Origin of the sequence: Actinomadura chokoriensis, assembly GCF_041463665.1 — a bacterium.
Classification (GTDB): Bacteria; Actinomycetota; Actinomycetes; order Streptosporangiales; family Streptosporangiaceae; genus Spirillospora; species Spirillospora chokoriensis_A.
The window spans coordinates 76,526-102,494 of the sequence record NZ_JAXCEJ010000017.1; the positions used below are offsets into that span (position 1 = coordinate 76,526).

Here is a 25,969-nt window from a genome sequence, read left to right on the forward strand (position 1 = left end):
GTGTCCCCTAGAGGGCTTCCGGGCCGGTCTCGCCGGTGCGGACCCGGACGACGGTGTCGACGGGGACCGCCCACACCTTGCCGTCGCCGATCTTGTCGGTGCGGGCGGCGCGGACGATGACGTCGATGATGTCGTCGGCGTCCGCGGCGTCGACCAGGACCTCGACCCGCACCTTGGGCACGAGGTCGACCTGGTACTCGGCGCCCCGGTAGACCTCGGTGTGGCCCTTCTGCCGTCCGTAGCCGCTGGCCTCGCTGACCGTCATGCCCTTGACCCCGAAGGTCTCCAGGGCCTTCTTGACCTCGTCCAGCTTGAACGGCTTGATGACCGCCGTGATGAGCTTCATCCCTACGCCTCAACCTTCTTCGCGGGGGCGGCGGGCGCCGCCGCGGTCGCCCCGGAGCCGATGCCCGCGCGGATGGTGCCGAAGTCGTAGGCGGTCTCCGCGTGCGCCGTGCTGTCGATGCCGGTGGCCTCGTCGTCCTCGCTGATCCGCAGGCCCATCACCAGGTCGAGGACCTTCGCGATCACGTAGGTCACGACGAAGGAGTAGACGAGCGTCGCGACGACCGCGACGGCCTGCTTGCCGAGCAGTTCGACGCCGCCGCCGGCGAACAGCCCGTCCGCGCCGCCGTCGTTGACGGCGGTGGTGGCCAGGAAGCCGATCAGGAGGGCGCCGACGATGCCGCCGACCATGTGGACGCCGACCACGTCGAGCGAGTCGTCGTAGCCGAGCCGGTACTTCAGGCCGACCGCGAACGCGCACACCGCGCCGGCGATGAGGCCGAGGGCGATGGCGCCGAGCGGGGTGATGTACGCGCAGGCCGGGGTGATGGCGACCAGCCCGGCGACGACGCCGGAGGCGATGCCGAGCGTGGTGGACGCGCCGTCCCGCAGCTTCTCGACGACGATCCAGGCGAACGCGGCGGCGCAGGTCGCGACGAGCGTGTTGATGAACGCGACGGCCGCGGTCGAGCCGGCCGCCAGCGCGGACCCGGCGTTGAACCCGAACCACCCGAACCACAGCAGCCCGGCGCCGAGCAGGACGAACGGCAGGTTGTGCGGGCGCATCGGCTCCTTCGGCCAGCCCTTGCGCTTGCCGACGACGAGCGCCAGCGCGAGCGCCGCGACACCGGCGTTGATGTGGACGACCGTGCCGCCCGCGAAGTCGAGCGCGCCGAGGTCGAACAGCCAGCCCGCCTTGCCGCCGTCCTCACCGTCCGACCACCACACCCAGTGCGCGATCGGGAAGTACACGAGCGTGACCCACACCAGGGTGAACACGACCCAGGCGCCGAACTTGACGCGGTCCGCGACTGCGCCGCTGATCAGCGCGACGGTGATGATGGCGAACGTCGCCTGGAAGGCCACGAACACCAGTTGCGGGATGCCCGTGCCGTCGTCGGCGGTGGCCACCTTCTCCAGGCCGACGAGCCCCCAGTCGCCGAACCCGCCGATGAACGAGCTGAGCGCGCCGCCGTCGCCGAAGGTGAGGGAGTAGCCGTAGACGACCCAGGCCATGCCCACCACGGCGATGCTGACGAAACTCATCATCATCATGTTGAGCACGCTCTTCGCGCGGCTCATGCCTCCGTAGAAGAAGGCCAGCCCGGGTGTCATCAGCAGGACGAGCGCCGTGCTCGTCAGCATCCATGCGGTACTACCGCTATCGATCTTCATCTCTGAGAGAGTCCCTCCTCGCCAGGAACTTCGAACTGCTCAGAGACTCGACCTCGGCGGTTTCGCGCGCGGGGCTCCCACGTTTCGCAGGTGTGAAAACCGGCCCCGGGGTGTTTCGCGGGTGTTACTAAATCCTCACATGCCGCCTTTGACCGATTAACCAGTCATTTCAGTCGCCCAAAATCGCGTCCACGAACGCCTCGGGCTCGAACGGGGCCAGGTCGTCCGGCCCCTCCCCGAGGCCCACCAGCTTGACCGGAACGCCCAGTTCCCGCTGCACCTGGACGACGATGCCGCCCCGCGCGGTGCCGTCCAGCTTGGTCAGCACCACGCCGGTGACGTTCACGACCTCCGCGAAGACGCGCGCCTGCTGCATGCCGTTCTGCCCGGTGGTCGCGTCCAGGACGAGCAGGACCTCGTCCACCTCGGCCTGCTTCTCCACGACGCGCTTGACCTTGCCAAGCTCGTCCATCAGCCCGGTCTTGGTGTGCAGCCGGCCCGCGGTGTCGATGATCACCGCGTTGACCTTGGTCTCGATGCCCTGCTTGACCGCGTCGAACGCGACGCTCGCCGGGTCGGCGCCCTCGTCCTTGCGGACGACCTGCGCCCCGACGCGCGTCCCCCAGGTCTCCAGCTGGTCGGCGGCGGCGGCGCGGAAGGTGTCCGCGGCGCCGAGCAGCACCGTGTTGCCGTCGCCGACGAGGACCCGGCCGAGCTTGCCGCAGGTGGTGGTCTTGCCGGTGCCGTTGACGCCGACCACCATCAGCACCGCCGGACGGTCGCCGTGCGCCTGCGTGCGCAGCGAGCGGTCCAGGTCGGGGCCGATCTGCTTGATCAGCTCCTCCTTGAGCAGCGCCCGGACCTCCTCCGGGGTGCGGGTGCCGAGGACCTGGACGCGGGTCCGCAGGTCGTCGGTGACCTGGCGGGCCACGGCAGTGCCCATGTCGGCGGTGATCAGGGTGTCCTCGATCTCCTCCCAGGCGTCCTCGTCGAGCGTGTCGCGCGACAGCAGACCGAGAAGGGTCTTGCCGAACGTGTTCTGGGAACGCGCGAGGCGCGCCCGCAGCCGGACCAGCCGGCCCGCGCCCGGCGGCGGCTTCTCGATCTCCAGCGTGGGCCGCGGCGCGGGCACCTCCGTCGGCGGCGCCCGCTCGACGGTCGGGGCCTCGGCCTCCCCGGCGGCGGTCGCGCCGCCGGACCTCTCGGCCTCCCGCTCGACCGGCGGGCGCGGACGTGTACGGCGCGGCCGCAGCAGCGTGATCCCGCCGATGATCAAAGCGACGGCGGCCAGCGCGGCGATGACGATCAGATATTCCATAGCGCCCCCAGTTTTCCATGTTCCCCAGGGGGGCGGCCCCCTGGAACCCCCGTCGGCGACGCAGGCGATCCTCGCGCCGTTGCGGTCTGTCTCGCCCGTGCGGGCGTGCGCGGTGTCGCTGCGGTCGCCTGCGTCGGCGGGCATGCCCGCTGCGCTCGCCGGCGCTCGCTCCGCGTGCCTGCCCGTGACCGCCGGCTCAGGTCTGCTCCAAGAGGGTGGTGTGACTCGTCCGGGAACCGGGAGCTCAGAGTGCGTCCGGTGTCCCGCCTGGTAGCGATGCCCGTTCGGAGGATTCCCATTCGTCGACGTTGCGGAGGAGGGCCTCCAGGTAGGAGCGCAGGTGGGTCCGGTAGACGTCGCTGTAGGTGCGCAGGTAGGCGATCTCCCGTTCCATCGCGCGGCGTTCGTCGTCCGGCAGTGCCGCAGGGCGCGCCGGCTGCGTCTCCCCCGCAGAGCGGACGGCCGCGTCCGCGACGGCGGCCGCCTTGCGGTGGGCGTCCTCCAGGAGGTGTTCCGCGAGGGCGGCCTTGTCGGTGAAGATCTGGACGAGCTCGCCCTCGACGTACTGAAGGAAGTTGCGGACCTGCTCCTCGTCGTAACCGCGGCGCCCGAGGGCGGCGCGGGAGAACACTACTGAGTGGAGTTCTCCCGGGGTCAGCCGCGAGCCCGCCGAGACGACGGGAAGGTTCGGGGAGATCAACGCGCTCACCTCTGTGCGTCTGCGAAGGTTTCCAGGCGGATGCGGTCCCGCGCGACGCCGAGCCGCGCCAGCTGCTCGACGGTGTGCCCGACCATCGCCGACGGCCCGCGCAACAGGTCGGAGTAGAAGAACAGGGCGACGGCGTCGCCCTGCCCGGCGACCCGGTCGAAGCTGTCCTTCAGGCGCTGGGCGTCCACGCCGGATCAGGAGACGGGCTCCGCGGCGGCCTCCGTCATGACCTTCGAGACGACGCCGTAGGCGGCCGTCCAATCGCGTTCGAGGTCGGCGTTCCACGCGGGGCCGCTGAAGTGGCCGAGGGTCGCGAGCAGGCTCGCGCCGACGGGGGCGTAGTGGTCGGCGGCGACGCCGAAGCCGCGGTGGCGCCGGCCGAGGTCCCGCAGGAACGGGACGAGCGCGTCCGGATCGTCGACCGAGGAGACGATCTGGGAAAGCGCGGCGAGCAGTACTTCGTGCTGCCTGGACATCGCCACCGGGAACATCGACCTGAGCTGCGGAGAACGCGAGAAGAGGTCGGCGTAGAAATATTCGGCGACGTCCACGCCGTTCGCGCCGACCAGGGCGAAATTGTCCTTGAGTTTCCGGGCGTCCACGGGGCGTCACTCCTCTCCCGGTCCTCCGTACCGGGCGAGGCGGGCCCGTCGAGGGGCCGGAGAACCACGGTGCACATGGGTTGTGAATGTCTGCGGGCCCGCACAAGTCCGCCAGCGTAACCATAATGCCACACTCTGTGAGCATCGATCGCGCCTATTGCGCCCACCGGCGAGGACGCGCCGTGATGCATCGGTTATCGCTCGGCGCAAATATTTTCTGCCCGCCCGAATTGCAGGTGATTGAGCGATGCAACGCCCCAAGGAATCCATGACGGATATTACGGATATTTAAAGTCAGCAACATCCAAGATGATCAACCGGCGCGCGGATCAGTGCAGCCGCTGGCTGACGACCTGGGTCACGCCGTCGCCGCGCATGCTGACGCCGTAGAGGGCGTCGGCGCCCTCCATGGTCCGCTTCTGGTGGGTGATGACGATCAGCTGGGACGACTCCCGCAGCTCCTCGAAGACGGTGATCAGCCGCTGCGTGTTGGTGTCGTCCAGCGCTGCCTCGACCTCGTCCAGGACGTAGAACGGGGACGGGCGGGCCTTGAAGACGGCGACGAGGAAGGCGATGGCGACCAGGGAGCGCTCGCCGCCCGACAGCAGCGACAGGCGCTTGACCTTCTTGCCGGGCGGACGCGCCGCGACCTCGACGCCGGTGGTGAGGATGTCGTCGGGCTCGGTGAGGGAGAGGCTGCCCTCGCCCCCGGGGAACAGCCGCGCGAAGATCCGCTCGAACTCGCGGGCGGTGTCCTCGTAGGCGGCGCCGAACACCTCCTGGACGCGCTCGTCGACCTCCTTGACGAGGCCCAGCAGCTCACGCTGGGTCTTCTTGAGGTCCTCAAGCTGCGAGGTGAGGAACGCGTGCCGTTCCTCCAGCGCCGCGAACTCCTCCAGGGCGAGCGGGTTGACCTTGCCGAGCTGGTTGAGCTGCCGCTCGGCGGCCCTGGCGCGCTTCTCCTGGACGGTCCGGTCGTAGGGGACGGGCCGCGCGTCCTCCCCCTTCTCGGGGTCGGGCGGGACGAGCTGGTCAGGCCCGTACTCGGCGACCAGCGACTCGACCTCCAGGCCGAACTCCTCGAGCGCCCGCTGCTCGTACTGCTCCAGCCGGAGCCGCTGCTCGGCACGCGCGACCTCGTTGCCGTGCACGACGTTGACCAGGCGTTCCAGGGTGGCGGACAGTTCGCGGACCTGCGTCCGGACGACCTTCAGCTCGGCCTCGCGCGCCGCCTTGGCCTGCTCGGCGGCCTCCCGGCGGCGGACGGCAGCGGCGAGGGAGTGCTCGATCCGGTCGAGGGCCGTCAGGGCGCCCCGGTGGACGGCCTTGGCGACCCGGGCCTGCTCCTCGCGGCGGGCGCGGCGCTGAGCGGCGCGGGCGCGCTCCTCGCGTTCGCGGCGGGCGCCGCGTTCGAGGGCGTCGGCGCGGCCGGTGATGGCCTGGACGCGCTCCTCGGCGGTGCGGACCGACAGCCGCGCCTCCATCTCGGCGGACCGCAGTTCCTGGCAGCGGGCGTTCAGCTCGTCGCGCGCCTCGGTGTCGTGCCCGGCCTCGTCGGCGACCTCGGCGGCCTCCTCCGACTCGGCGAGCCGCACGGCCAGCTCCTCGGCCGCCTGGGCGTCCCGCTCCAGCGACTCGGTCGCCGCGTCGAGCGCCTTGGTCAGCCGCTCCACCTCGCCGCGCGCGGCACGGACATCGGCCTCCAGGCGCGCGGCGCGCTTGGCCTCCTGCGCGGCCTGCGCGTCGAACTCGCGCAGGCGCGCGCGGACGCGGTCGAGCTCGGCCTGGGCCTGGTTGACGCTCGACTGGGCCTCGCCGGCGGCGACCTCCGCGGCCTCCAGCGCCGTCTGGGCGGACTGCTCGCGCTCCACCGAGGCGCCGAGTTCGCCGGCGGCCACGCCGGCCGCCGTCTCGGCGGCGGCGAGGTCCTCGGTGGCCTGGTCGAGCGTCGCGCGCATCTGCAGAAGGCTCTGGCCGCCGCCCGCCGCGCCGCCCTGGGCCCAGTGCGCGCCCACGAGCTCGCCTTCGCGGGTCACCGCGCGCAGCGACGCCTCCCGGCGGACGAGCGCGGCGGCGGCCGGCACGTCGTCCACCACGGCCACGTCCCGCAGGAGATGCTGGACGGCGGGACGCACCGCGTCCGGGACGCTCACCGCGTCGATCGCGTAGTCGACGCCGGGCGTCCGCGCCGGCGGCGCCGCCGCTCCCCCGCCGACGAGCAGCCCGGCGCGTCCGGCGTCCCGGGAGCGCAGCAGCGCCAGCGCGGCCTCGGCCGTGTCCAGCGAGCCGACGGCGATGGCCTCGGCGGCGTTGCCGAGCGCCGCGGCGATCGCCGTCTCGTATCCGGGACGGACGTTCAGCAGCGACGCGACGGTGCCGAGCACCCCGTCGAGCGACCCGTCCGCGCCCGCCGACAGCAGGGCCTCGCCTCCGTCGGCGGCGCTGGCGAGCGTCAGGTTCAGGGCCTCGATCCGCGCCTGCAGCGCCGTGACCTTCTTCTGCGCGCCCTGGTCGGCGGACCGCGCCGAACCCACGGCCGCCCGTGCCTCCTTCAAGGCCCGGCGCGGACCGTCCACGGCCGCGCGGGCGGACTCGGCGGCGTCCTTGGCGGTCGCGAGCGCCTCCTGCGCGACCTCGTGCTCGGCGGCGAGCGCCGGATCCTCGACGACCTCGGCCTCGAACGCCTCGAACTCCACGCGGGCGTCCTCGGCGCGCTGCTCCGCCTCCTCGCGCGCGTCGGCGAGCCGCCCGATCTCCGACCGCCCGGCCTGCGCCTTGCTGCGCAGCGCCTCGACCCGGCCGCGCAGCCGGGCCAGCTCCTCGCGGCGGTCGGCGGCGGCCCGCGCGGCGGCCTGCAGCCGGCGCTCCTCGGCGGCCAGGGCCTCCTCGACGCCCGTCCGCTCCTGGACGGCGTCGGCCAGGCCCTCCTGCGCCTCGTCCAGCGCGGCGCGGAGCATCTCCTCCTGCTCGCGGATCTCGGCGGCCTCGCGCTCCATGTCCTCGGGGTCGCGCCCGCGCCGCTCGTCCTCGCGGGCTTCGGCGGCGTTGCGGTGGCGCTCGGCGGCGAGGTCGGCGACGCCCCGCAGCCGCTCCTTCAGCGCGGAGAGCCGGAACCAGGTGTCCTGGACCTGCGCGAGCCTCGGGGCCTGCTCGGCCTCCTCCGCCTCCAGGACGGCCTCGCGCCGCTGCGCCTCGGCCAGCGCCCGCTCCGTCTCGGTGCGGCGCTCCCGGATCGCGGCCTCGTCGGCGGCCTCCTGCTCCAGCTTCGTCCCGAGGGTGACCAGGTGGTCGGCCAGCAGCCGCAGTCGCGCGTCGCGCAGGTCGGCCTGGATCGCCGCCGCGCGCCGCGCGATCTCGGCCTGCTTCCCGAGCGGCTTCAGCTGGCGCCGCAACTCCCCGGTGAGGTCCTGCACGCGCGTGAGGTTGCCCTGCATGGCGTCCAGCTTGCGGAGCGCCTTCTCCTTGCGCTTGCGGTGCTTGAGGACGCCGGCGGCCTCCTCGATCACCGCCCGGCGCCCCTCCGGCCCCGAGTGCAGGACGCGGTCGAGCTGCCCCTGCCCGATGATGACGTGCATCTCGCGGCCGATGCCGGAGTCGGAGAGCAGCTCCTGGATGTCCAGCAGCCGGCACGAGTCGCCGTTGATCGCGTACTCGCTCGACCCCGACCGGAACATCAGCCGGCTGATCGTCACCTCGGTGTAGTCGATCGGCAGCGCCCCGTCGGAGTTGTCGATCGTCAGCACGACCTCGGCGCGTCCGAGCGGCGCCCGGTTCGCCGTGCCGGCGAAGATGACGTCCTCCATCTTGCCGCCGCGCAGCGACTTGGCGCCCTGCTCCCCCATCACCCAGGCCAGCGCGTCCACGACGTTGGACTTGCCCGACCCGTTCGGCCCCACGACGGCCGTGATCCCCGGCTCGAACTTGAGCGTGGTGGAGGACGCGAAGGACTTGAAGCCGCGCAACGTCAAGGTCTTCAGGTACAAACCCTCGCCACCCTCCCTGCCCCGCCTCGGCGCCGGGCCCCCGAAGCGCCCCCTCGGCGAGCACCGGGCCCAAGCTCGAACGCAACGCTAGAGGCTATCGCGTACCTGCGCCGACGGCCCGTCCGTCGCCGGCGCCGCCGCGCTCCGCCGGCCGCCGCACCCGTTGGATGCCACGATTTTGAACATCGACCCGGCACGACCGGATACGGCCGACCCGAAACCAGGGAAACCCTTACTGCCGCTTGACCGGCCGGCCGCCCGGCCACGGGACGGCCGGGGCGTGCCATCGGGACGCGCTCAGACCCGACGCGTGTGCAGGCCCGACGTGCTCAGGCCCGACGTGCTCAGGCCCGACGTGCGTAGGCCCAGAGCCACCCGGTAAGGCGGCATCTGGGCCATGGGTTTTTCAGCTCAGCCTCGCTGAGCCCCGAGCGTTGCGATCGCGTGCGCAGGCAGGTTCCGAGAGTGCGAGAAACCTGATCGCGCAGCGACCCCCTGGGTGAGCCGGAACGATACGACGATCGCCGCTCTGCCCGTTGCGGGAAGGCGCCCTGGCGCCCGACGCCGGGAGCGAAGCATGAGTGCAGCGGTGATGACAGCGCCGAATGTCAGGTCAGCGCGGGTTCGCGGTCCTTCACCGCGAGCGACATCACATCGTCGTCCGTCGCCGTCGCAAGCGCGTCGTTCTCCGCCTGAAGCCGTACGAGCTCGGCTTCCAGATCACGTACGCGCTGCTGCAGGCGCCGCATCTCCGCGACCATCCGGGGGTCGGGACCGCCGACGTGGCCGAGTAGAGCCTTCGCCATGACTAAGGGTCCTCCACGCTGAGTAACCAGCAGGGATCGCGCACGAGAATCAACTGAAGTCGGTGCGCGTATCGTCTAGAGTCGCACCGGCCGGTGTCGCGGTCAAGCCGAACATCACAGGCCGGTAACAACCTTCCTCTACTAGTTTAGCAGGTGCGAACCGCAGCGCCGTACCCGGTCAGCGTTCCAGGAAACCGGGGCCCTCCCCGCGCGGCTCGCTCCAGCGTTCGACGACGCCCGTCACCTTGCCGGGGCGTCCGGGTGCGTCGCCGTCCAGGAGCTCCAGGAGCCGGAGGCACCTCGACCGGGGCCCCTCCGCCACGACCTCCACGCGGCCGTCGCCCAGGTTCGCCGCGCTGCCGGCCAGGCCGAGCTCCAGCGCCCGCGACCGCACCCACCAGCGGAACCCGACGCCCTGGACGCGTCCGCGCACCCAGGCCGTGATCCGCACGATCTCCTCGTCGTCCGTCACGCTCAGGAACCCTACTGGCGTGCGCGCCTCGGGCGCGGCTGGCACACCGGGCAGCTGAAGGACGAGCGGTTCATGAACTCGTCGCGGCGGATCGGCGCGCCGCAGCGCCGGCACGGCTCGTCGCGGCGCCCGTAGGCGTCCAGGGAGCGCTCGAAGTAGCCGCTCTCACCGTTCACGTTGACGTAGAGGCTGTCGAAGGACGTCCCGCCGACCGCCAGAGCGGCCCCCATGACCTCCCGTGCGGCCTCCAGGACGCGCGTGGCCTCCGCGCGCGTCATCGTGTCGGTGGGCCTCGCCCAGTGCAGCCTCGCCCGCCACAGCGCCTCGTCGGCGTAGATGTTGCCGACCCCGCTGATCAGCGACTGGTCGAGCAGGGCGCGTTTGATCCCGGTCCTGCGGCGGCGCAGCGCGCGGAAGAACACCTCGGCGTCGAAGGCGTCCTCCAGCGGGTCGGCGGCGATGTGCCCGATCGGCCCGGGGACGAGCGAGCCCGCGTCGAACGCGTCCGGGACGAGGCCGGTGAGCATGAGGTGCCCGAACGTCCGCTGGTCGACGAAGCGCAGGTCGTGGCCGCCGTCCCCGAAGACGACCCGGACCCGGAGGTGCTTCTCGCGCTCCCGGTCCGGCTCCCCGACGAGCAGCTGCCCGCTCATGCCGAGGTGGGCCAGCACCGCCTCGGAGCCGTCGTCGAGGGGTATCCACAGGTACTTGCCGCGGCGGCGCGGAGCCAGCATGGTCCGGCCCGCGAGGCGGGCGGCGAAGTCGGCCGGACCGGCCTCGTGGCGGCGCACCGAGCGGGGGTGCAGGACCTCGGCGGACGCGATCGTCCGGCCGGTCGTCCAGCGCTCCAGGCCGCGCCGGACGACCTCGACCTCGGGCAGCTCAGGCACCGGCCTGGGCCGCCTGCTCGCCCTGCGCCGCGGCCTCCCGCTGGACGACGATCGCGCGGATCTCGTTCCAGGCGGCCTCGGCGGCGTGCTGCTCGGCCTCCTTCTTGCTGCGCCCCTCGCCCGACCCGTAGGCCTTCCCGCCGACCCGCACCGAGGCGCGGAACGTCTTCTGGTGGTCGGGGCCGCTCTCGGCGACGTGGTACTCGGGGACGCCGAGCTCCTCGACGGCGGTGAGCTCCTGCAGCGAGGTCTTCCAGTCGAGTCCCGCGCCGAGGCCGGCCGACCGGGTGATCAGCCCGTCGAACAGCCGGTGCACGAGCTCGGACGCCTCGCCGAGGCCGCGGTCCAGGTACACGGCGCCGATCAGCGCCTCCAGCGTGTCGGCGAGAATCGAGGCCTTGTCGCGGCCCCCGGTGCCCTCCTCGCCGCGGCCGAGCCGGATGTGGGCGCCCACGCCGAGGCCGCGGGCGACGCCCGCGAGGGCGCGCATGTTGACCACGGCGGCGCGCAGCTTCGCCAGCTGGCCCTCGGGCAGGTCGGGGTGGCCCCGGAACAGGGTGTCGGTGACGACGAGGCCCAGCACCGAGTCGCCGAGGAACTCCAGGCGCTCGTTGGTGGGCAGGCCGCCGTTCTCGTAGGCGTACGAACGGTGCGTCAGCGCCCGTTCGAGCAGCTCGGCGTCCACGTCGACGCCGAGCGCGGCGGTCAGTTCCGCGCGGTCCGGCGCGGGTTCGCTCTTCCTGGCGCTCACTGGCCCTCCTCGCAGGCCGTGCACCGCGCATGGCGCGGTCGCTGATGCGGCGCGCCGGCCGAGAGGGCCGGGACGGCGAGGACGCGCGGCGGGGAGGGTGTCCGCGAAGACGAGGTGCGCGCCGGTCTGCTGATCCCGGCGTGCACCACGGCTCCGGGCGCGGTCTCCGCGCCGGTCACCACGCCGACGTCGCGCGCCGGGGTGGTCGGGTTGGGAAGTCCGTCCCGCACCTTGGGGGGCGGGCCGCGCCGTCCGCGCGGATCCGCCCCCCAGGATGCGAGAAGTACTCAGGCCGACGGGGCGATGACCTGCCGCCGGTCGTAGGTTCCGCATGTCGCGCACGCGGTGTGCGGCAGCTTGTGGTCGCGGCACGTCGGGCACTCGACCAGGTTGGGCGCCGCGGTCTTCCACTGCGAGCGCCGGTGCCGCGTGTTGCTGCGCGACTTCTTCCGCTTGGGGACGGCCACGTCAGCCCTCCTGCTTTCCTTCTCGTCGGTCGAATGAACCACGGGGGCCGGAGCTCCCGTTCCCCCTCTCGGGGAAGGCCGGCGCCATGTCGCCGGCGAGGTCCTGCAGCGCCGCCCACCTGGGGTCGGCGACGTCGTGGTGGTGCCCCGGCCCGACGTCGGCGAGCCGTGCACCGCAGTCCGGGCACAGGCCCGGGCAGTCGTCCCGGCACAGCGGGGACAGCGGCAGCGCGAGCACCACCGCGTCCCGCAGGACCGGTTCGAGGTCGATGAGATCGCCCTCGAGGCGGAGCTCGTCGTCCTCGGCGTTCCCGCCCGAGCGGGTGTCGTCGTAGACGAACAGCTCCTGGAAGTCCGCCTCGAAGGACGAGGCGATCGGGTCGAGGCAGCGGGAGCACTCCCCCTCCAGGGGGACCGTCGCCGTGCCGGTGACGAGCACCCCCTCCAGGACCGCCTCGAGCCGGAGGTCCAGCTCGATCGCGGCGCCCTCGGGGACGCCCACCATCTCGACGCCGAAGTTCTCCGGTGCCGGCACGGTCAGGCTCTCCTCCCGCGACGACCCGGCCTGCCTGCCCAGTGCTCGGGTGTCGAGCACGAGAGGAGCGTTGGGGTCGAGGCGAGTCAGCGGATTCCTGCTTTCGTGAGGCATGGTGAACGGCGGCCGCCTGTGATGGCCGATGTCCCAGGGTACCGCCCCCGGACCACTGACCCAACTCACGGCCCGTCCAGCGGATCCGTCCGGCGGGCCCGTCCGGCCGGACGGCGGTCAGCTCTGCTGCTGGAGGCGCTCCACCAGCCGGGCGTGGACGCTGTCGGGGACGAGCCCGGAGATGTCCCCGCCGAACTTCACGACTTCCTTCATCAGGCTGGACGACAGGAACGCGTACTCCGGGTTCGTCGCCATGAAGAGCGTCTCCACGCCGGCGATCCGGTGGTTCATCTGGGCCATCTGCAGTTCGTACTCGTAGTCGCTGACGGCCCGCAGCCCGCGGACGATGACCGGGATGTCCTGTTCCCTGCAGTAGTCGACGGTGAGCCCGTAGAACTTGTCCACCTTGACGTTGCCGTACTCCCGGGTGACCTCGGAGATCATGTCGGCGCGCTCGTCCACGGTGAACAGGCTCTTCTTGTTCTTGTTGATCAGCACCGCGACGACCACCTCGTCGTACAGACGGGAGGCGCGGATGATGATGTCGAGATGCCCGTTGGTGACGGGGTCGAACGATCCCGGACAGACGACACGGCGCACGGCGCGAACCCCTTCGGTCCCGGTTTCTGACCTGCGGCGTGAACGTACCAAATGGCATTCGGCCCGGTTTCACCCGGGACCGGCACACCGCCCCGGTTCCGTCCCCGCCCGGGGGCCGTTCAGTCCCCCAGCGCGTCGATGATCTTGGCGGCGATCGGGCCGGACTCGATGCCGTAGCCGGGCGCCTCGGTCATCACCGCGACCGCGTACTTCGGGTCGCGCCGGGGCCCGAAGCCGATGAACCAGCGGTCGTTGTAGGCGGCGCCCTCGACGTCGGCGGTGCCGGTCTTCCCGCCGAGGATGGACGTTCCCCTCAGCGACTTGGCCGTGCCCCTCTCGACGACCGCCTTCATCATCTCCCGCATCTGCGCCGCCTGGCCGGACGTCAGCGCCCGCGACCTCCGCTTCGGCGAGATCGTGTCCACCGTGCGTCCGTTCGGGGCGCGCAGCCTGTCGACGAGGTGCGGCTGCATGACCTCCCCGTCGTTGACGACGCCGGCGGCGACCATGGCCATCTGCAGCGGGCTGGCGACCGTGCTGCCCTGCCCGATGGAGCCGAGCGCGCTGAGCGAGGGCTGGTCGGTCGCCGGGAACGCGCTGGCGGCGCTCAGCAGGCCGTCGGCGTACTCGATCCGGTCGCCGAACCCGAACTCGCCCGCCTCCTTGTGGACCGCACCGTTGCCGGGCTTCTCCGCGCCCATGAACGCGAACGTGGTGTTGCAGGACTGCGCGTACGCCTCGGCCAGCGGGATCCGGCTCAGGTCGCAGGAGCCTCCGATGTCGCCCGCGTCGTTGTTGATCGCCTGCCCGGCGCCCGGCGGCCGGTAGCTTCGTCCGGCCCTGACCTGCGAGTCTGCGGTGGCGCCGGCCCCCAGCGCCGACGCCGCGACCAGGGTCTTGAACGTGGAGCCGGGCGGGAAGAGCTCACCCGTGGCCTTGCTGAGCAGCGGCTTGAGCCTCTCCCGGTTGAGCCGCTCGAAGGCGTTCGTCGCCTTCGCGCGGTTGAGGGTCGACACCTCGTCCGGGTCGTAGGAGGGCGTCGACGCCATCACCAGCACCGCGCCCGTGCGGGCGTCGAGGACGACGGCCGCCGCGCGGCGGGCCGTGCTGGACGCCAGCGCCTGGTAGGCGACGCGCTGCGCCCGGACGTCGACGGTCGCCTCGACCGTCCCGCCGGGGACGTGGTCGCCGATGAGCTTGTCGACGAGGTTCGAGGTGGCGAGACGGTCGTCGGTGCCGTCCAGGAAGTGGTTCTCGGCCGCCTCCAGCCCGGTCTGGGAGAACACCGAGAAGTAGCCGGTGATCGGCGCGAACACCGGGCCGTCCTTGTAATGGCGCTGGTAGCGGTCGTCGTCGAGCTTCTCCGACCAGGCGAGGCGCTCGCCGTCCGCCACGATCGGGCCACGGTCGATCTTGAAGCGGTCCTCGAACTGGCGGGCGTTGAGCGAGTCGTCGCGCAGGTCCTGCGCCTCGAAGCCCTGGACATAGGTGATGTTGGCCATCAGCGCGACGGCCAGCACGAGGGTGACGACCCAGGTGCGTCCCACGGCGCGATCTATGCCGGGCTTCATGGGGATGCCTTTACCCGATCTTCCGCTGTGTCAACGGCTCGCACGGCCGTACCAGAAAATCGCCTCGCCGTAGCGCCGGTCGCGCTCGGCCCCGTACCCGTCCGGCCAGCGCAGCTCGGGCCCGCGCGCGGCGCGCTCCACGACGACCAGCGCGTCGGGGGCCGCCCAGCCATGGTCGCGCAGGTCCTCCAGCAGGCGGGTGACGGACGCGTCCGCCAGCGCGTACGGCGGGTCTGCGAAGATCAGGTCATAGGGCTCGTCGGGCTTCTTCCGGACGAGACGCTCCACCTTGTCCGGGCACGGGACGGCGCCGGGCAGCCCGAGCGCCCCGGCGTTCTCGCGGATCACCTTCAGCGCGCGGGGATGCGACTCGACGAGCAGCGCGTGCGCGGCGCCCCGGGAGAGCGCCTCGAACCCGACGGCGCCGGACCCGGCGTAGAGGTCGGCGACGCGCAGCCCGTCCAGCGGGCCGAGGAGGGCGAGGACGGTGGAGAACAGGCCCTCCCTGGCGCGGTCGCTGGTCGGCCTGGTGTCCCGTCCCGGAGGGGCGGCCAGCCGGCGTCCACCCGCGCTGCCCGCGATGATCCGCGTCACGCCTTCTCCAGGAAGTCGGCGCGGTCCTCGTCCAGGAGGGAGGCCAGCACGGTCGCCAGGCCCGGATGCTCCGCCAGGTCGGGATCGTCCTCGACGAGGGCCGTCGCCTCCTCGCGGGCGTCGCGGATCACGTCCTCGTCCCGCTGGAGGGTGAGGAGCCGCAGGCTGGACGCGCGGCCCGCCTGGGCGGCGCCCAGCACGTCGCCCTCGCGGCGCTGCTCCAGGTCGAGGCGCGACAGCTTGAACCCGTCGGTGGTGGACGCGACGGCGTCGAGCCGCTCGCGGGCCTTGCCGCCGGGCTCGGCGTCGGTCACGAGCAGGCAGAGGCCGTGCAGCGAGCCGCGTCCGACGCGTCCGCGCAGCTGGTGGAGCTGGGAGACGCCGAACCGGTCGGCGTCCATGATGACCATGACGGTGGCGTTGGGGACGTCCACGCCGACCTCGATGACCGTGGTGGCGAGCAGGACGTCCAGTTCCCCTTCGGTGAACCGGCGCATCACCGCGTCCTTCTCGTCGGGGTGCAGCTTGCCGTGCAGGACGCCGATGCGCAGGCCGGGAAGGAGTTCTTCCAGCTTCGGGAGCACCTCCATGATGCCGAGCGGCGACCTGCGCTCCCCCTCTTCCGCGGCCGCCTCCGCGGCGACGGCGTCGCCTTCGTCGCCCTCCTGCTCACCGATGCGCGGGCAGACGATGTAGACCTGCCGCCCCTTCGCGGACTCCTCCTTGATGCGCTCCCAGATGCGGGCGAAGAAGGCGGGTCGCTCGGGCGGCACCACATGGGTCTGGATCTCCGACCGTCCCGCCGGGAGCTGGCCGAGCACGGACGTCTCCAGGTCGCCGAAGACGGTCATCGCGACCGTGCGCGGGATCGGGGTCGCCGTCATGACCAGCACGTGCGGGCGCCCTCCGCCGACCTTCTCGCGCAGCGCGTCCCGCTGCTCGACGCCGAAGCGGTGCTGCTCGTCCACGACGACGAGGCCGAGCTCGGCGAACTGGACGCTCTCCTGCAGCAGCGCGTGGGTGCCGACGACGATCCCGGCCGCGCCGGACGCCGCGTCCAGCAGCGCCTCCTTGCGCGCCTTCGCGCCCTGCGACCCGGTCAGCAGCGCGACGCGGGTGGCGTGCTCGGCGCCGCCGAGCTGCCCCGCCTGCGCGAGGTCGCCGAGCATCCCGGTGATCGACCGGTAGTGCTGCTGGGCGAGGACCTCGGTGGGCGCGAGCAGCGCGGCCTGCCCGCCGCCGTCGACGACCTGGAGCATCGCCCGCAACGCGACCACCGTCTTGCCCGCGCCTACGTCGCCCTGGAGGAGGCGGTGCATGGGGTGTTCCTTGGCCAGGTCGGCGGCGATCTCGTCGCCGACCTCGCGCTGGCCCTTGGTGAGCTCGAAGGGCAGCCGCGCGTCGAACTCCGCCTGGACGCCACCGAAGACCGGCGGGCGCGGCTTGGCGGGGAGCGCGGCGGCGGCGAGGCGGCGCTGGGCGAGAGCGACCTGGACGACGAACGCCTCGTCCCATTTGAGGCGTTTCTTCGCACGGCCCAGCTCGTCCCAGCTCTTCGGACGATGGATGCCCTCGTACGCCTCCCGCAGGCCGATCAGGCCGCGGCGCCCGAGCAGGGCCTCCGGCATCGGGTCGGCGGGGAGGTCCAGTTGCGTCAGGACGGTCTCGACGGACGTGCCGATCGTCTCGATGGGCAGGGCCTTCGTGGACGGGTAGATCGGGATGATCTCGTCCGCCCACTCCTGCGCGGCCTGCTCGGCGCTCCGCTCGTGGACGACCTTGTACTGCGGGTGGGTGAGCTGCCGGACGACGTTCCCGCTGCGCGGCCGGTAGGTGCTGATCTTCCCGGCGAACAGGCCGCGGGTGCCGGGCGATAGTTCCTTCTCGGCCCGGTAGGAGCCCTTGCGGCCGAAGAAGCTCAGCTTGAGCTCCCCGGTTCCGTCGGTGACGGTGATCTCCAGGACGTAGCCGGGATTGCGGGTCAGGGTGCGGCCCTGGACCTTCACGACCTCCGCCATGACCGTGACGTGCTCGCCGTCCTCCAGCCCGCTCAGCTGCGTCAGCTCACCGCGGTGGGCGTAGCGGCGCGGGTAGTGGTGCAGCAGGTCGCCGACCGTCCGCAGGTCGAGGCCCTTCTCCAGCGCCTTGGCCGTCTTGTCGCCGAGGACCTTGCGCAACGGCTCGTCGAGATTCGCCACGCACTCTTTCTAGCCCATGCGGACGACGGGAATCACTCAACGCCGATGAGCAACGGATACCGTGCCTGCCCGCCCTCGTAGACCCCGACCTCCACATCGGGGTGCTCCCGGCGGAGATGCTCTTCGAGAGCCTCCGCCAGGCCGGGCGGAGCGTACGTGCCGGCGATCAGCGTGACGAGTTCGCCGCCGCCGGACAGCATCCGGTCCAGGACCCGCCGGGCCACCTCCGTGATCTCCGCGCCGATCGTCGCGACGTCGCCCTCGATCAGGCCGAGCACGTCGCCCGCCTGGCACAGCCCGGAGCTCGTCACCGACTCCTGCTCGGCGACCTCCAGATGGCCGAAGCGCGTGGCGCCCGCGGCGCGGGTCATCTCGATCACGTCCTCGCCGAAGCGGCGCAGCGGGTCGTGCACCGCCAGCGCCGCCATCCCCTGGACCGACGCCTTCGTCGGCACGACCGCGATCTGCGCGCCGGCGTCACGCGCACGCTCCGCGGCGGCCTCGGCGAGCGCAAGGACCTCCGGCTCGTTCGGCAGGACGGTCACCTCGTCGCCCGCCGCGAGGATCGCCTCCGACAGCACCGCGAGCGGCGGCACGGCGCCCGGCTCCCGGCGGACGACCCGCGCGCCGCACTCCTCGAACAGCGCGGCCAGCCCGTCGGCGGCGGTCACGGCGATCACCGCGCGGCCGGTGTGCGGCGCGTGCGGCCCCTCCCCCGCGCGCAGGTAGCCGACCCGGATCCGGTGCGGGCGGCCCGCCGCCATTCCCGCCTCGATCGCCGCCCCGGCGTCGTCCACGTGGACGTGGACGTTCCACAGGCCGTCGCCGCCCACCACGACGAGCGAGTCCCCGAGGGCGTCGAGCCGCTCGCGCAGGGCGTGGACGGCGCCGTCCGGCGCGTCCAGCAGGTACATGACCTCGTAGCCGGGGCCCTGCGGCTCCGGCCGCTCCGGCGCGGGCGCGGCCGTCCCGGCGGCGCGGGCGGGCACCTCGTACCGCTCGGGATACTCCTCGGTGATCACGGCGGTGAGGGCGTCGAGGACCACGCAGAGCCCGGCCGCGCCCGCGTCGACCACGCCGCTGCGGGCCAGCACGTCCAGCTGCGCGGTCGTGCGGTGCAGCGCCCGCCGCGCCCCGCCCGCCGCGGACCGGCACGCTCCGGAGAGCCCGGTCCCGGACGCCGCGCACGACGCGGCGGCCTCGGCGAGGACGCTGAGGATCGTCCCCTCCACGGGATGCTCGACGGCGTCGCGGGCCAGCCCGGACGCATGGGCCAGCGCCCCCGCGAAGGCCACGCCGTCCGGCGGCGCCTCCAGCGGGCCGAGGACGTCCGCGAGGCCGCGGAACACCTGGCTGAGGATCACGCCGGAGTTGCCCCGGGCGCCGAGCATCGCGCCCCGCGCCAGCGCCCGCCACGTCTCGGCGGGGCCGGCGCCGTCCGGCAGCTCGTCCAGCGCGTCCGCCGCCGCGACCACGGTCAGGTGCAGGTTGGCGCCGGTGTCCCTGTCCGGGACGGGGAACACGTTGAGCGCGTCGATCTCGCCCCTGGTGCGGCCGAGCGCGTCCGCCGCCAGCCTGCACCACCGCCGCACCGCCGCATCGTCGAGCATCTCGCCCAAGAACCCGCTCCCCTGCTCGCTCACCGCCGCCCGCGGTCCGCCCTGGGTGATTCGCCTACGAGCGGGCTGTCGGCTAGTCTGATCCGTGCGCCTCGTCCGAGGCGCTCATCAGTGAGCACCCATGATGCCCGGCCCGCCCCGTCGGCGGCACCGGGCGGCGCTCCGGTCAGAGCATCGACACCACTTGGAGTTTCCCGTGGCTTCCGTCTGCGACGTCTGCGGCAAGGGACCCGGTTTCGGCATGCGCGTCTCCCACTCGCACCGCCGCACCCCGCGCCGCTGGAACCCCAACATCCAGCGCGTGCGCGCCGTCGTGAACGGCAGCACCAAGCGCATCAACGCCTGCACGTCCTGCATCAAGGCCGGCAAGATCGTCAAGCCGACGGTCTGAGCCCCGCGGACTTCGGTCGGCTCATCGGTGTGATCCGGTGAGCCGACTTTTGTGCGTCCGGGGGCCTTCGGCCGGCCGGGGTGGTCACCGCTGCCGCCAGGCGTGGTCCACCGGGCCTATGCCCGCGCCGAGCGGGAAGCCGGCGGCGATGGCGCCGGTCACGTACTCCTTGGCCTTCCCCACGGCCGCGGGGACGTCGTCGCCCAGCGCAAGGTTGGACGCGATGGCCGACGCCAGCGTGCAGCCGGTGCCGTGGGTGTGGCGGTTGTCATGCCTGGGCGCGGTGAAGCGGTGCTCGTGCTCGCCGTCGAACAGCAGGTCGGCGGGCTCGCCCGGGAGGTGCCCGCCCTTGATCAGCACCCACCGCGGGCCGAGCGCCTTGACGGCCTCGGCGGCCTCGCGCAGACCCGCCTCGTCCACCACCTTGACGCCGGTGAGCTGCTCCACCTCGTACAGGTTGGGCGTGACGACGGTCGCGGCGGGCAGCAGCGCCTCGCGGACGGCGTGGACGGCGTCGGGCGCCAGCAGCGAGTCGCCGTGCTTGGAGACGCCCACCGGGTCGACGACGGAGGGCGCGTCGGAGGCGGCCAGAGCCTCGGCGACGATCTCGACCAGCACCGTGGACGCCAGCATCCCGGTCTTGAGCGCGTGCACGCCGATGTCGGACAGGACGGAGTCGAGCTGCGCGCGCACCGCCTCGGGCGGCAGCTCCCAGTAACCCTGGACGCCGAGGGAGTTCTGCGCGGTGACGGCGGCGATGACGCTCATCCCGTGGACGCCGTGGGCGAGCATCGTCTTCAGGTCCGCCTGGACGCCGGCGCCGCCGCCGGAGTCCGAGCCCGCGATGGTCAGCACGAGGGGCGGAGCCTGCGGCGAGGACGGAATGCGCGACATGCCCTCCACCCTATGGCGACGCGGACCGGCCGGCGTCGTCAGACCAGGGCGCAGGGTCAGACAAGGGCGCAGGGCAGCTTGTTCAGGATGCAGGCCGACGGCCTGGACGCGGTGCCGCGCGCGGTGAACACGATCCGGACGGTGTCGCCCGGCGCGATCGCGCTGCGGCCCCGGACGAAGGCGAGGCCGCCGGTCCTGACGACGGTGGCGCCGCTGATCGCGGTGACCGAGGCGTTCGGGAGCTTGAAGGCGAGCGCCCACTTCTGGACGGGCTGCGTGCCCTTGTTGGCGATGGTGGCGGTGGCCCTGAAGCCGCCGGGCACGTTGGCGGCGACCCGGAAGGCGATGATGAGGCCGTCGGCACGGCCGGCGCCCCGGCCCGCGCGCTCGCCCGGTCCGCGCTGGGAGACCTGGCTGTCGCGCGGGTTGGTCACGGTCTCGCGGGGCGCGCCGCCCGCGAAGTTGAGCGATATCTGCTGCGTGCTCAGCGCGTAGGAGACGATCCCCACCGCGATGACGAGCGCGACGATCGGCAGCAGCGGGAGCGGCAGTTTCGAGAGGAGCCTCGCCCAGCCGCCTTCGCCGGACGGCTCGTCGAGGGTCGGCTCGTTCGCCCGGTCGCGCGACCGCTCAGGCGGCTTCCCGGGTGCGGCGGCGCCTGCGGGAGCGGAGCCGGGAGCCGGGTCGGGGACACCGGGACGGTCAGCCGGACGGCCCCCGGGGAGGGGGTCGAACCGGTACCCCTCGGGCGGGCGTTGCCGGTGTCCCGCGGTGGGCGGCGGGCCCGGCCGCGGCCGCTCGTACGACGACACGAACACCCGGTCGTCGGTCGGCCCGGAGAAGGCGTCGAAGGACGGGGCGGCGGGAGCCCCGAAGTACGGACCCTGGGACGTCGGGGCGCCCGGTACGGGTTCGTCGTCCGGTTGCTCGTGCCTCGTGTGTCGTCCCATCCCATCCTTCTTCGATCACAGGATGTATACCAAATCCGTACCAAACCTGCCTACCGGATGCGTCAACGCACACGGCCGTACGCGCTCCGTGCACACGGTAGTTGCGTGCACACGGTAGTTGAGGGACACCCGTAGTTCGGGGCGCACCGCTCAGAAGGCGAAATGATCCCATGCCCCGGACGGCGGTTCGCGCCCGTCCACGCGCACCCCCGCCCCCTCCGCGACGACGCCGATCCGCGCCCAGGACGGCGGCACGTCCCCGGGGAACGTCCCGGCGAACGCGTGGTCCTCGCCGCCGGTGAGCGCGTGCCGCAGCCCGTCCGGGCCGAGGATCTCCGGGACGGGGACCGCCGCGGAGTCGATCTCGATCCGGACGCCGCTCGCGTCCGCGATGTGCCCGAGATCCTGGACGAGCCCGTCGCTCACGTCCAGCAGCGCGGTGGCGCCGTGGCCCCGCGCCTCGTCCCCGGCGGCGTAGGGCGGTTCGGGACGCCGGTGCGCCGCGATCAGCTCTTCTGGCCGGCCGCGTCCCTCGGTGAGGAGCGCCAGCCCGGCGGCGGCGAAGCCGAGCCTGCCCCGGACGGCCACGGCGTCGCCCGGGCGCGCCCCGGACCGGGTGAGCGGGGCCGCGCCGCCGAGGTCGCCGAGCGCGGTGATCGCGAGCGTGATCTGCGGCGCGGACACGACGTCGCCGCCCGCGACGGACGCCCCCGCGGCGCGGCACTCGTCGGCGAACCCGTCGTAGAGCCGCTCGGCCCAGCCGGCGCCGGTCGCGGCGGGCGCCGCGAAGCCGATGAGGAGGGCGGTCGGGCGGGCGCCCATCGCGACGACGTCGGCGAGGTTCTGCGCGGCGGCCTTGCGCCCGATGTCGTAGGGGCCGGACCAGTCGCGGCGGAAGTGCCGTCCCTCCACGAGCAGGTCGGTGGTGGCGACGACGCGCCCGTCCGGCGCGGCGACCACGGCGGCGTCGTCGCCGGGGCCGAGCCGGACCGCCGGGCCCTGCGGCAGCCGCCGCGTCAGCCGGCCGATCAACCCGAACTCGCCCAGCTCGCCGATCGTGCCCATCCGCGCCCGTCCCCCGTGTCCGCCCGTCCGGCCTGCACCGCCGCGACGCCCGGGGCCTCGGGCCCCCGCGGCGGCGGGTAACACGATACGGTGAACCGTCCGACGGTTGATTCTCCGCTTGGGGAGGACGTGATGGTGCAGGCCTACATCCTCATCCAGACCGAAGTCGGTAAGGCCGCCGAGGTCGCGGCCCACATCTCCGGCGTGACAGGCGTCACCCTGGCGGAGGACGTCACGGGACCTTACGACGTGATCGTCCGAGCGGAGGCGCGCAATGTGGACGAGCTGGGCAAGCTCGTCGTCGCGCAGATCCAGGCGGTCGAAGGCATCACCCGCACCCTCACCTGCCCGATTGTCCACATCTAACGGGCTTGTGCCGGGGGGTCGTCCTCCCGGGCGGATCCCGCGGTTCTTCGCGCTCGCCGGGGTGGCGGCGCTGGCGGCGGGGTGCGGCGGCGGGGCCGTGCAGGTGCCCGTGCCGAGCCCGGACGCGGCGATCACCCGGCTGTGCCAGGGCCTGCGGCTGCCCGAGAAGGTGCACGGGCAGGAGCGCCGCGACACCTCCCCGAGCTCGCCGCTGACCGCCGCGTGGGGCTCGCCCGCGATCGCGCTGCGCTGCGGCGTGCCCCGGCCCGCCGCGCTGCGGGCCACGTCCGAACTCGTGACGATCAACGGGATCGACTGGTTCGGGGTGCCCGCCGACCGCCCGGTGACCTTCACCGCGGTCGGCCGGCAGGCGTACGTCGAGGTGACGGTGCCGCCGAAGTACAACCCGGCCGGGGACGTGCTGATCGAGCTGGGGCCGTCGATCAAGGCGACGATCCCGCCCAAGCCCGAGGGCCAGATCTGATCAGCCCACCGGGAAGCTGATCGTGCGGCTGCCGATCACCGGGCCGCCGATCACCAGATCGGGACCGGGCTCTCGCCGCGCGCGTAGTAGCCGGGGATCGGCTCGCCGGCGGCGGCCCGGTCGAGGCGGCGCTTCATCCCGTCCGACAGGACGTCCGCCTTCATCATCTCGACGAACACGGACGTGACGTTGCCGAGGTCGAACCAGTCGCGCTGCCACGACCACTGCCGGTTCCCCGCGTACCGGAACCAGGATCCGCCGATCCCCAGCACCTCGTAGGGCGACCCGTCGGGACGGGCCGCGTCGGCGATCTGCTTCCAGAAGCCGACGACCTCGCCCTTGACCTCGTCGATCAGGATGCTCTGGTACGGGTACGTCCAGCCGTCGAGGCCGCCCATCTCCGAGCCGAGCGCGATGTCGCGGATCTCGTTCCGGCCGACGGCCATGAAGTCCTGCTTGGGGCCGATGTTCCAGCCGTAGGTGGCGTCCTCGGTGTAGAGGTCGGCGAGGGGGCGCCAGTCGCCGAGTTCCTCGCACCGGCGGTTCTCCGCAAGCCAGTGCTCCACCATCGCGTCGAGTTCTTCTCGGGGGAAGGACGGCATCACGTCTCCTGAATTCTGAGGGCCTGGGTGGGGCAGTAGCGGACGGCGGCGGTCACCTCGGCGCGCATGTCCTCGGGCGGCTCGGCGTCGAGGACCCGCACCTTGCCTTTGCGCGGGACTTCGAAGACGTCGGGGGCCTCCATCTCGCACATGGCGTGTCCCTGGCAGAGGTCCAGGTCGGCCTCGACCCTCATCGGCGCCTCCTGCGGTAGCGGACCGCGCACGGCTGGGCCAGCTGGACGACCATCTTCGAGTGGTCGTTGCGGTAGGTCTCGGGCGGCTGCGCGGGCTCGAACTCGAAGTCCCGCAGCAGCACCGAGAAGATGGCCTTGAGCTGCATCATCGCGAAGTTGGCACCGACGCAGCGGTGCCGCCCGGCGCCGAAGGGCACCCACGTCCACCGGTTGAGGAGGTCCTCCTCGCGGGGCGTGACGTAGCGGTCCGGGTCGAACGCGTCGGGGTCGGGGAAGTCGGACTCGATCCGGTTGGAGACGGCGAGGCTGCAGCCGACCATCGTCCCGGCCGGGAGCCGGTGGCCGAGGACCTCCTGGTCGGACTGCGCGACGCGCAGCAGCAGGATCAGCGGCGGGTGCAGCCGCAGCGCCTCCTTGATCGCCGATTCCAGCTTCGGGATGGCGCGCAGCGCCTGGAACGACACCTCGCGGCCGTCGTCGTACATCTCGTCGAGTTCGCGGACGACGCCGTCCAGCACGCCGGGGTGGCAGAGCAGCTCGATGAGCGTCCAGGCGGCGGTGCCGGACGTGGTGTGGTGCCCGGCGAACATCATCGAGATGAACATGCCGGTGACCTGGTCGGCGTCGAACTTCAGCGTCCCGTCCGCGTCCTTGATGGACATGAGGACGTCGAGGAGGTCGCGGTCCTCCTTCGGCGGCTTCGGGGGCCGGGCGTCCATGATCCCCTGGACGAGGGCGACGAGCGCCGCCCGCGCCTCGTCCCGCCGCCGGAAGCTCTCGATGTCGGCGTACGGGTCGACGTAGGCGAGCGCGTCGGTGCCGCGTTCGAGGTCGTGGTAAAGGTCGGCGAACCGGCGGTCGAGCTGCTCGCGGAACTTGCGCCCGATCAGGCACGCGGACGAGGTGTAGATCGTCAGCTCGGCGAAGAAGTCGAGCAGGTCGATCTCGCCCTCGTCGCCCCACCGGGCGACCATCCGGTCGACCTCGGCGGCGATCGTCGCGGCGTGCCCCTTCATGAACGAGCCCTTGAGCGCCTGGTTGTGCAGCGCCTCGCGGCGCTGCTCGGGGGTGGCGTCGAACACGACGCCCTCGCCGAAGATCGGCGTCATGAACGGGTACGCCTCGGCCTGGTCGAGTTCCTCGTCCGGGGCGCGGAAGAAGAACTCGTTGGCCTCGGCGCCGGACAGCAGGACGACGCGGCGCCCCGCGATCTGGAACTCGCCGACGTCGCCGCACTCCTCCCGGACGCGCCGCATCAGCCCGATCGGGTCGGTGCGCAGTTCCTCCAGGTGGTCGGGCCCGCCCGACACAACGCGCGGCTCCACCAAAGCGGTCATGATTCCTCCAGGGGGGCTTCGGGCTGTACTTCGACGAGCCGCAGATGGGCGCCGCGGGGGGTCGCGACGACCGCGGCGACGACGGCGGCGACGTCGGAGGGGCGCAGGAAGTACGGGTGGCGCGCGTGGCCCCACTTCGCCCAGTCCTCCAGGACGGCGCCGGTCGTCTCCGCGTCCCAGGTCATGCCCATGCCGGTCGCGGTGGGTCCGGGCCGGACGATGGACGCCCGCACCCCCGTCCCCTCCAGCTCCATCTGCATGGTGCGGGCCATGCCCTCCACGCCGTTCTTCGCCGCGACGTAGGCGCCCGTCCAGGAGCGCGGGGCGGGGACGGTGTCGGAGGAGATGAACACGATGTCGCCGCGCCGCCGCGCCACCATCTGCGGGACGAAGTGCGACACGAGGCGGTGCGCGCCGACGAGGTGGACCTGCACCTGCGCGAGGAACTCGGCGGTGTCGAGTTCGTGGAGGCGCCCGGCGGACAGGTCTCCGGCGCCGGACACGACGACCTCGACCGGGCCGAGCGCGTCGGCCGCCGCGGCCGCGAACGCCTTGACGGAGTCGGGGTCGGCGACGTCGAGCGGGTGGGCGAGCGCCTCTCCCCCGCCGGCCCGGATCGTGGCGGCCAGTTCCTCGCATTTGCCGACCCGGCGGGCGCCGAGCGCGACGGGGTGCCCGGCCAGCGCCAGCGCCGTCGCCGTGGCCGCGCCGATCCCGGACGACGCGCCCGCCACCACGGCCACGCGCCTCTCGGGATGGGGATCGAATCGGGGCATC

28 protein-coding genes are annotated in these 25,969 nt (G+C 72.7%); 3 read left to right on the forward strand and 25 right to left on the reverse strand.

The window, feature by feature from the left end; all coding sequences use genetic code 11:
* Positions 1 to 7: 7 nt before the first annotated feature.
* The 18 genes from SM418_RS24720 to SM418_RS24805 form a co-directional block, all read right to left on the reverse strand.
* The gene (locus SM418_RS24720) at positions 8 to 346 is read right to left on the reverse strand and encodes a P-II family nitrogen regulator (protein WP_371943547.1); all 339 of its coding nucleotides are present in this window, start codon (positions 344 to 346) and stop codon (positions 8 to 10) included.
* A 2-nt stretch (positions 347 to 348) separates the two neighbouring features.
* Entirely contained in the window at positions 349 to 1,680 is a 1,332-nt protein-coding gene (locus SM418_RS24725; RefSeq protein WP_371943548.1) for an ammonium transporter, read from the reverse strand.
* Positions 1,681 to 1,849: 169 nt separating this feature from the next.
* Positions 1,850 to 2,998 (reverse strand): signal recognition particle-docking protein FtsY, encoded by a 1,149-nt coding sequence (gene ftsY, locus SM418_RS24730; RefSeq protein WP_371943549.1) that lies wholly within the window; start codon positions 2,996 to 2,998, stop codon positions 1,850 to 1,852.
* A gap of 244 nt (positions 2,999 to 3,242) precedes the next feature.
* On the reverse strand, positions 3,243 to 3,707 hold the full coding sequence (locus SM418_RS24735) for a DivIVA domain-containing protein (protein ID WP_371943550.1): 465 nt from the start codon (positions 3,705 to 3,707) through the stop codon (positions 3,243 to 3,245).
* Positions 3,704 to 3,895, reverse strand: a complete 192-nt coding sequence (locus SM418_RS24740; protein ID WP_371943551.1) for a hypothetical protein — start codon at positions 3,893 to 3,895, stop codon at positions 3,704 to 3,706. The genes SM418_RS24735 and SM418_RS24740 overlap by 4 nt, the downstream gene beginning before the upstream one ends.
* Before the next feature lie 6 nt (positions 3,896 to 3,901).
* The gene (locus SM418_RS24745) at positions 3,902 to 4,309 is read right to left on the reverse strand and encodes a globin domain-containing protein (RefSeq protein WP_371943552.1); all 408 of its coding nucleotides are present in this window, start codon (positions 4,307 to 4,309) and stop codon (positions 3,902 to 3,904) included.
* Between the two features lie 329 nt (positions 4,310 to 4,638).
* Complete coding sequence (smc, locus tag SM418_RS24750; RefSeq protein ID WP_371943553.1) at positions 4,639 to 8,292, reverse strand: chromosome segregation protein SMC; 3,654 nt, start codon at positions 8,290 to 8,292, stop codon at positions 4,639 to 4,641.
* Positions 8,293 to 8,900: 608 nt separating this feature from the next.
* Positions 8,901 to 9,098 carry a hypothetical protein gene (locus SM418_RS24755; protein ID WP_021598747.1) on the reverse strand — a complete coding sequence of 66 codons (198 nt, stop codon included), beginning with the start codon at positions 9,096 to 9,098 and terminating at the stop codon, positions 8,901 to 8,903.
* A 178-nt stretch (positions 9,099 to 9,276) separates the two neighbouring features.
* Positions 9,277 to 9,570: an acylphosphatase gene (locus SM418_RS24760; RefSeq protein ID WP_371943554.1), complete on the reverse strand. Its 294-nt coding sequence runs from the start codon at positions 9,568 to 9,570 to the stop codon at positions 9,277 to 9,279.
* Between the two features lie 11 nt (positions 9,571 to 9,581).
* Positions 9,582 to 10,460 (reverse strand): bifunctional DNA-formamidopyrimidine glycosylase/DNA-(apurinic or apyrimidinic site) lyase, encoded by an 879-nt coding sequence (gene mutM / locus SM418_RS24765; protein WP_371943555.1) that lies wholly within the window; start codon positions 10,458 to 10,460, stop codon positions 9,582 to 9,584.
* Positions 10,453 to 11,211 (reverse strand): ribonuclease III, encoded by a 759-nt coding sequence (rnc, locus tag SM418_RS24770; RefSeq protein WP_371943556.1) that lies wholly within the window; start codon positions 11,209 to 11,211, stop codon positions 10,453 to 10,455. Before rnc ends, mutM begins: the two co-directional genes overlap by 8 nt.
* Positions 11,212 to 11,498: 287 nt before the next feature.
* Positions 11,499 to 11,678 carry a 50S ribosomal protein L32 gene (gene rpmF, locus SM418_RS24775; protein WP_067632153.1) on the reverse strand — a complete coding sequence of 60 codons (180 nt, stop codon included), beginning with the start codon at positions 11,676 to 11,678 and terminating at the stop codon, positions 11,499 to 11,501.
* 1 nt (position 11,679) lies between these two features.
* Entirely contained in the window at positions 11,680 to 12,327 is a 648-nt protein-coding gene (locus SM418_RS24780) for a YceD family protein (protein WP_371943557.1), read from the reverse strand.
* Positions 12,328 to 12,444: 117 nt separating this feature from the next.
* A complete protein-coding gene (gene coaD, locus SM418_RS24785) occupies positions 12,445 to 12,927 on the reverse strand; it encodes a pantetheine-phosphate adenylyltransferase (RefSeq protein WP_371943558.1) in 483 nt (160 codons plus the stop codon).
* Positions 12,928 to 13,046: 119 nt separating this feature from the next.
* Positions 13,047 to 14,498, reverse strand: coding sequence for a penicillin-binding transpeptidase domain-containing protein (locus SM418_RS24790; protein ID WP_371966111.1), 1,452 nt, complete (start codon positions 14,496 to 14,498; stop codon positions 13,047 to 13,049).
* Between the two features lie 30 nt (positions 14,499 to 14,528).
* Positions 14,529 to 15,092 carry a 16S rRNA (guanine(966)-N(2))-methyltransferase RsmD gene (gene rsmD / locus SM418_RS24795; RefSeq protein ID WP_371943560.1) on the reverse strand — a complete coding sequence of 188 codons (564 nt, stop codon included), beginning with the start codon at positions 15,090 to 15,092 and terminating at the stop codon, positions 14,529 to 14,531.
* Entirely contained in the window at positions 15,089 to 17,290 is a 2,202-nt protein-coding gene (gene recG / locus SM418_RS24800; protein WP_371943561.1) for an ATP-dependent DNA helicase RecG, read from the reverse strand. Before recG ends, rsmD begins: the two co-directional genes overlap by 4 nt.
* A gap of 32 nt (positions 17,291 to 17,322) precedes the next feature.
* The gene (locus SM418_RS24805) at positions 17,323 to 18,900 is read right to left on the reverse strand and encodes a DAK2 domain-containing protein (protein WP_371943655.1); all 1,578 of its coding nucleotides are present in this window, start codon (positions 18,898 to 18,900) and stop codon (positions 17,323 to 17,325) included.
* Positions 18,901 to 19,105: 205 nt separating this feature from the next.
* Between SM418_RS24805 and rpmB the strand changes: the two genes are divergently transcribed.
* Positions 19,106 to 19,300 (forward strand): 50S ribosomal protein L28, encoded by a 195-nt coding sequence (gene rpmB, locus SM418_RS24810; protein ID WP_067632165.1) that lies wholly within the window; start codon positions 19,106 to 19,108, stop codon positions 19,298 to 19,300.
* 84 nt (positions 19,301 to 19,384) lie between these two features.
* On the opposite strand, the gene thiD is transcribed toward rpmB, so the two are convergent.
* From thiD to SM418_RS24825, 3 genes are all read right to left on the reverse strand, one after another.
* Positions 19,385 to 20,194 carry a bifunctional hydroxymethylpyrimidine kinase/phosphomethylpyrimidine kinase gene (gene thiD / locus SM418_RS24815; protein ID WP_371943562.1) on the reverse strand — a complete coding sequence of 270 codons (810 nt, stop codon included), beginning with the start codon at positions 20,192 to 20,194 and terminating at the stop codon, positions 19,385 to 19,387.
* Positions 20,195 to 20,250: 56 nt separating this feature from the next.
* On the reverse strand, positions 20,251 to 21,144 hold the full coding sequence (locus tag SM418_RS24820; RefSeq protein ID WP_371943563.1) for a cellulose binding domain-containing protein: 894 nt from the start codon (positions 21,142 to 21,144) through the stop codon (positions 20,251 to 20,253).
* 150 nt (positions 21,145 to 21,294) lie between these two features.
* A complete protein-coding gene (locus SM418_RS24825) occupies positions 21,295 to 22,209 on the reverse strand; it encodes a thiamine-phosphate kinase (RefSeq protein ID WP_371943564.1) in 915 nt (304 codons plus the stop codon).
* A 132-nt stretch (positions 22,210 to 22,341) separates the two neighbouring features.
* On the opposite strand from SM418_RS24825, the gene SM418_RS24830 reads away from it, so the two are divergent.
* Together SM418_RS24830 and SM418_RS24835 are read left to right on the forward strand one after the other, a co-directional pair.
* Entirely contained in the window at positions 22,342 to 22,575 is a 234-nt protein-coding gene (locus SM418_RS24830; RefSeq protein WP_371943565.1) for an Lrp/AsnC family transcriptional regulator, read from the forward strand.
* A gap of 7 nt (positions 22,576 to 22,582) precedes the next feature.
* A complete protein-coding gene (locus tag SM418_RS24835; RefSeq protein WP_371943566.1) occupies positions 22,583 to 23,059 on the forward strand; it encodes a DUF3515 domain-containing protein in 477 nt (158 codons plus the stop codon).
* A 50-nt stretch (positions 23,060 to 23,109) separates the two neighbouring features.
* Here the strand turns inward: SM418_RS24835 and SM418_RS24840 are convergent, their stop codons facing one another.
* The 4 genes from SM418_RS24840 to SM418_RS24855 are packed head-to-tail and all read right to left on the reverse strand — an operon-like array spanning position 23,110 to position 25,968.
* Entirely contained in the window at positions 23,110 to 23,661 is a 552-nt protein-coding gene (locus SM418_RS24840; protein ID WP_371943567.1) for a hypothetical protein, read from the reverse strand.
* The gene (locus SM418_RS24845) at positions 23,661 to 23,855 is read right to left on the reverse strand and encodes a ferredoxin (protein ID WP_371943568.1); all 195 of its coding nucleotides are present in this window, start codon (positions 23,853 to 23,855) and stop codon (positions 23,661 to 23,663) included. The genes SM418_RS24840 and SM418_RS24845 overlap by 1 nt, the downstream gene beginning before the upstream one ends.
* Entirely contained in the window at positions 23,852 to 25,192 is a 1,341-nt protein-coding gene (cyp51, locus tag SM418_RS24850) for a lanosterol 14-alpha demethylase (protein ID WP_371943569.1), read from the reverse strand. The genes SM418_RS24845 and cyp51 overlap by 4 nt, the downstream gene beginning before the upstream one ends.
* The gene (locus tag SM418_RS24855; RefSeq protein WP_371943570.1) at positions 25,189 to 25,968 is read right to left on the reverse strand and encodes an SDR family oxidoreductase; all 780 of its coding nucleotides are present in this window, start codon (positions 25,966 to 25,968) and stop codon (positions 25,189 to 25,191) included. The genes cyp51 and SM418_RS24855 overlap by 4 nt, the downstream gene beginning before the upstream one ends.
* Between the last annotated feature and the right edge of the window lies 1 nt (position 25,969).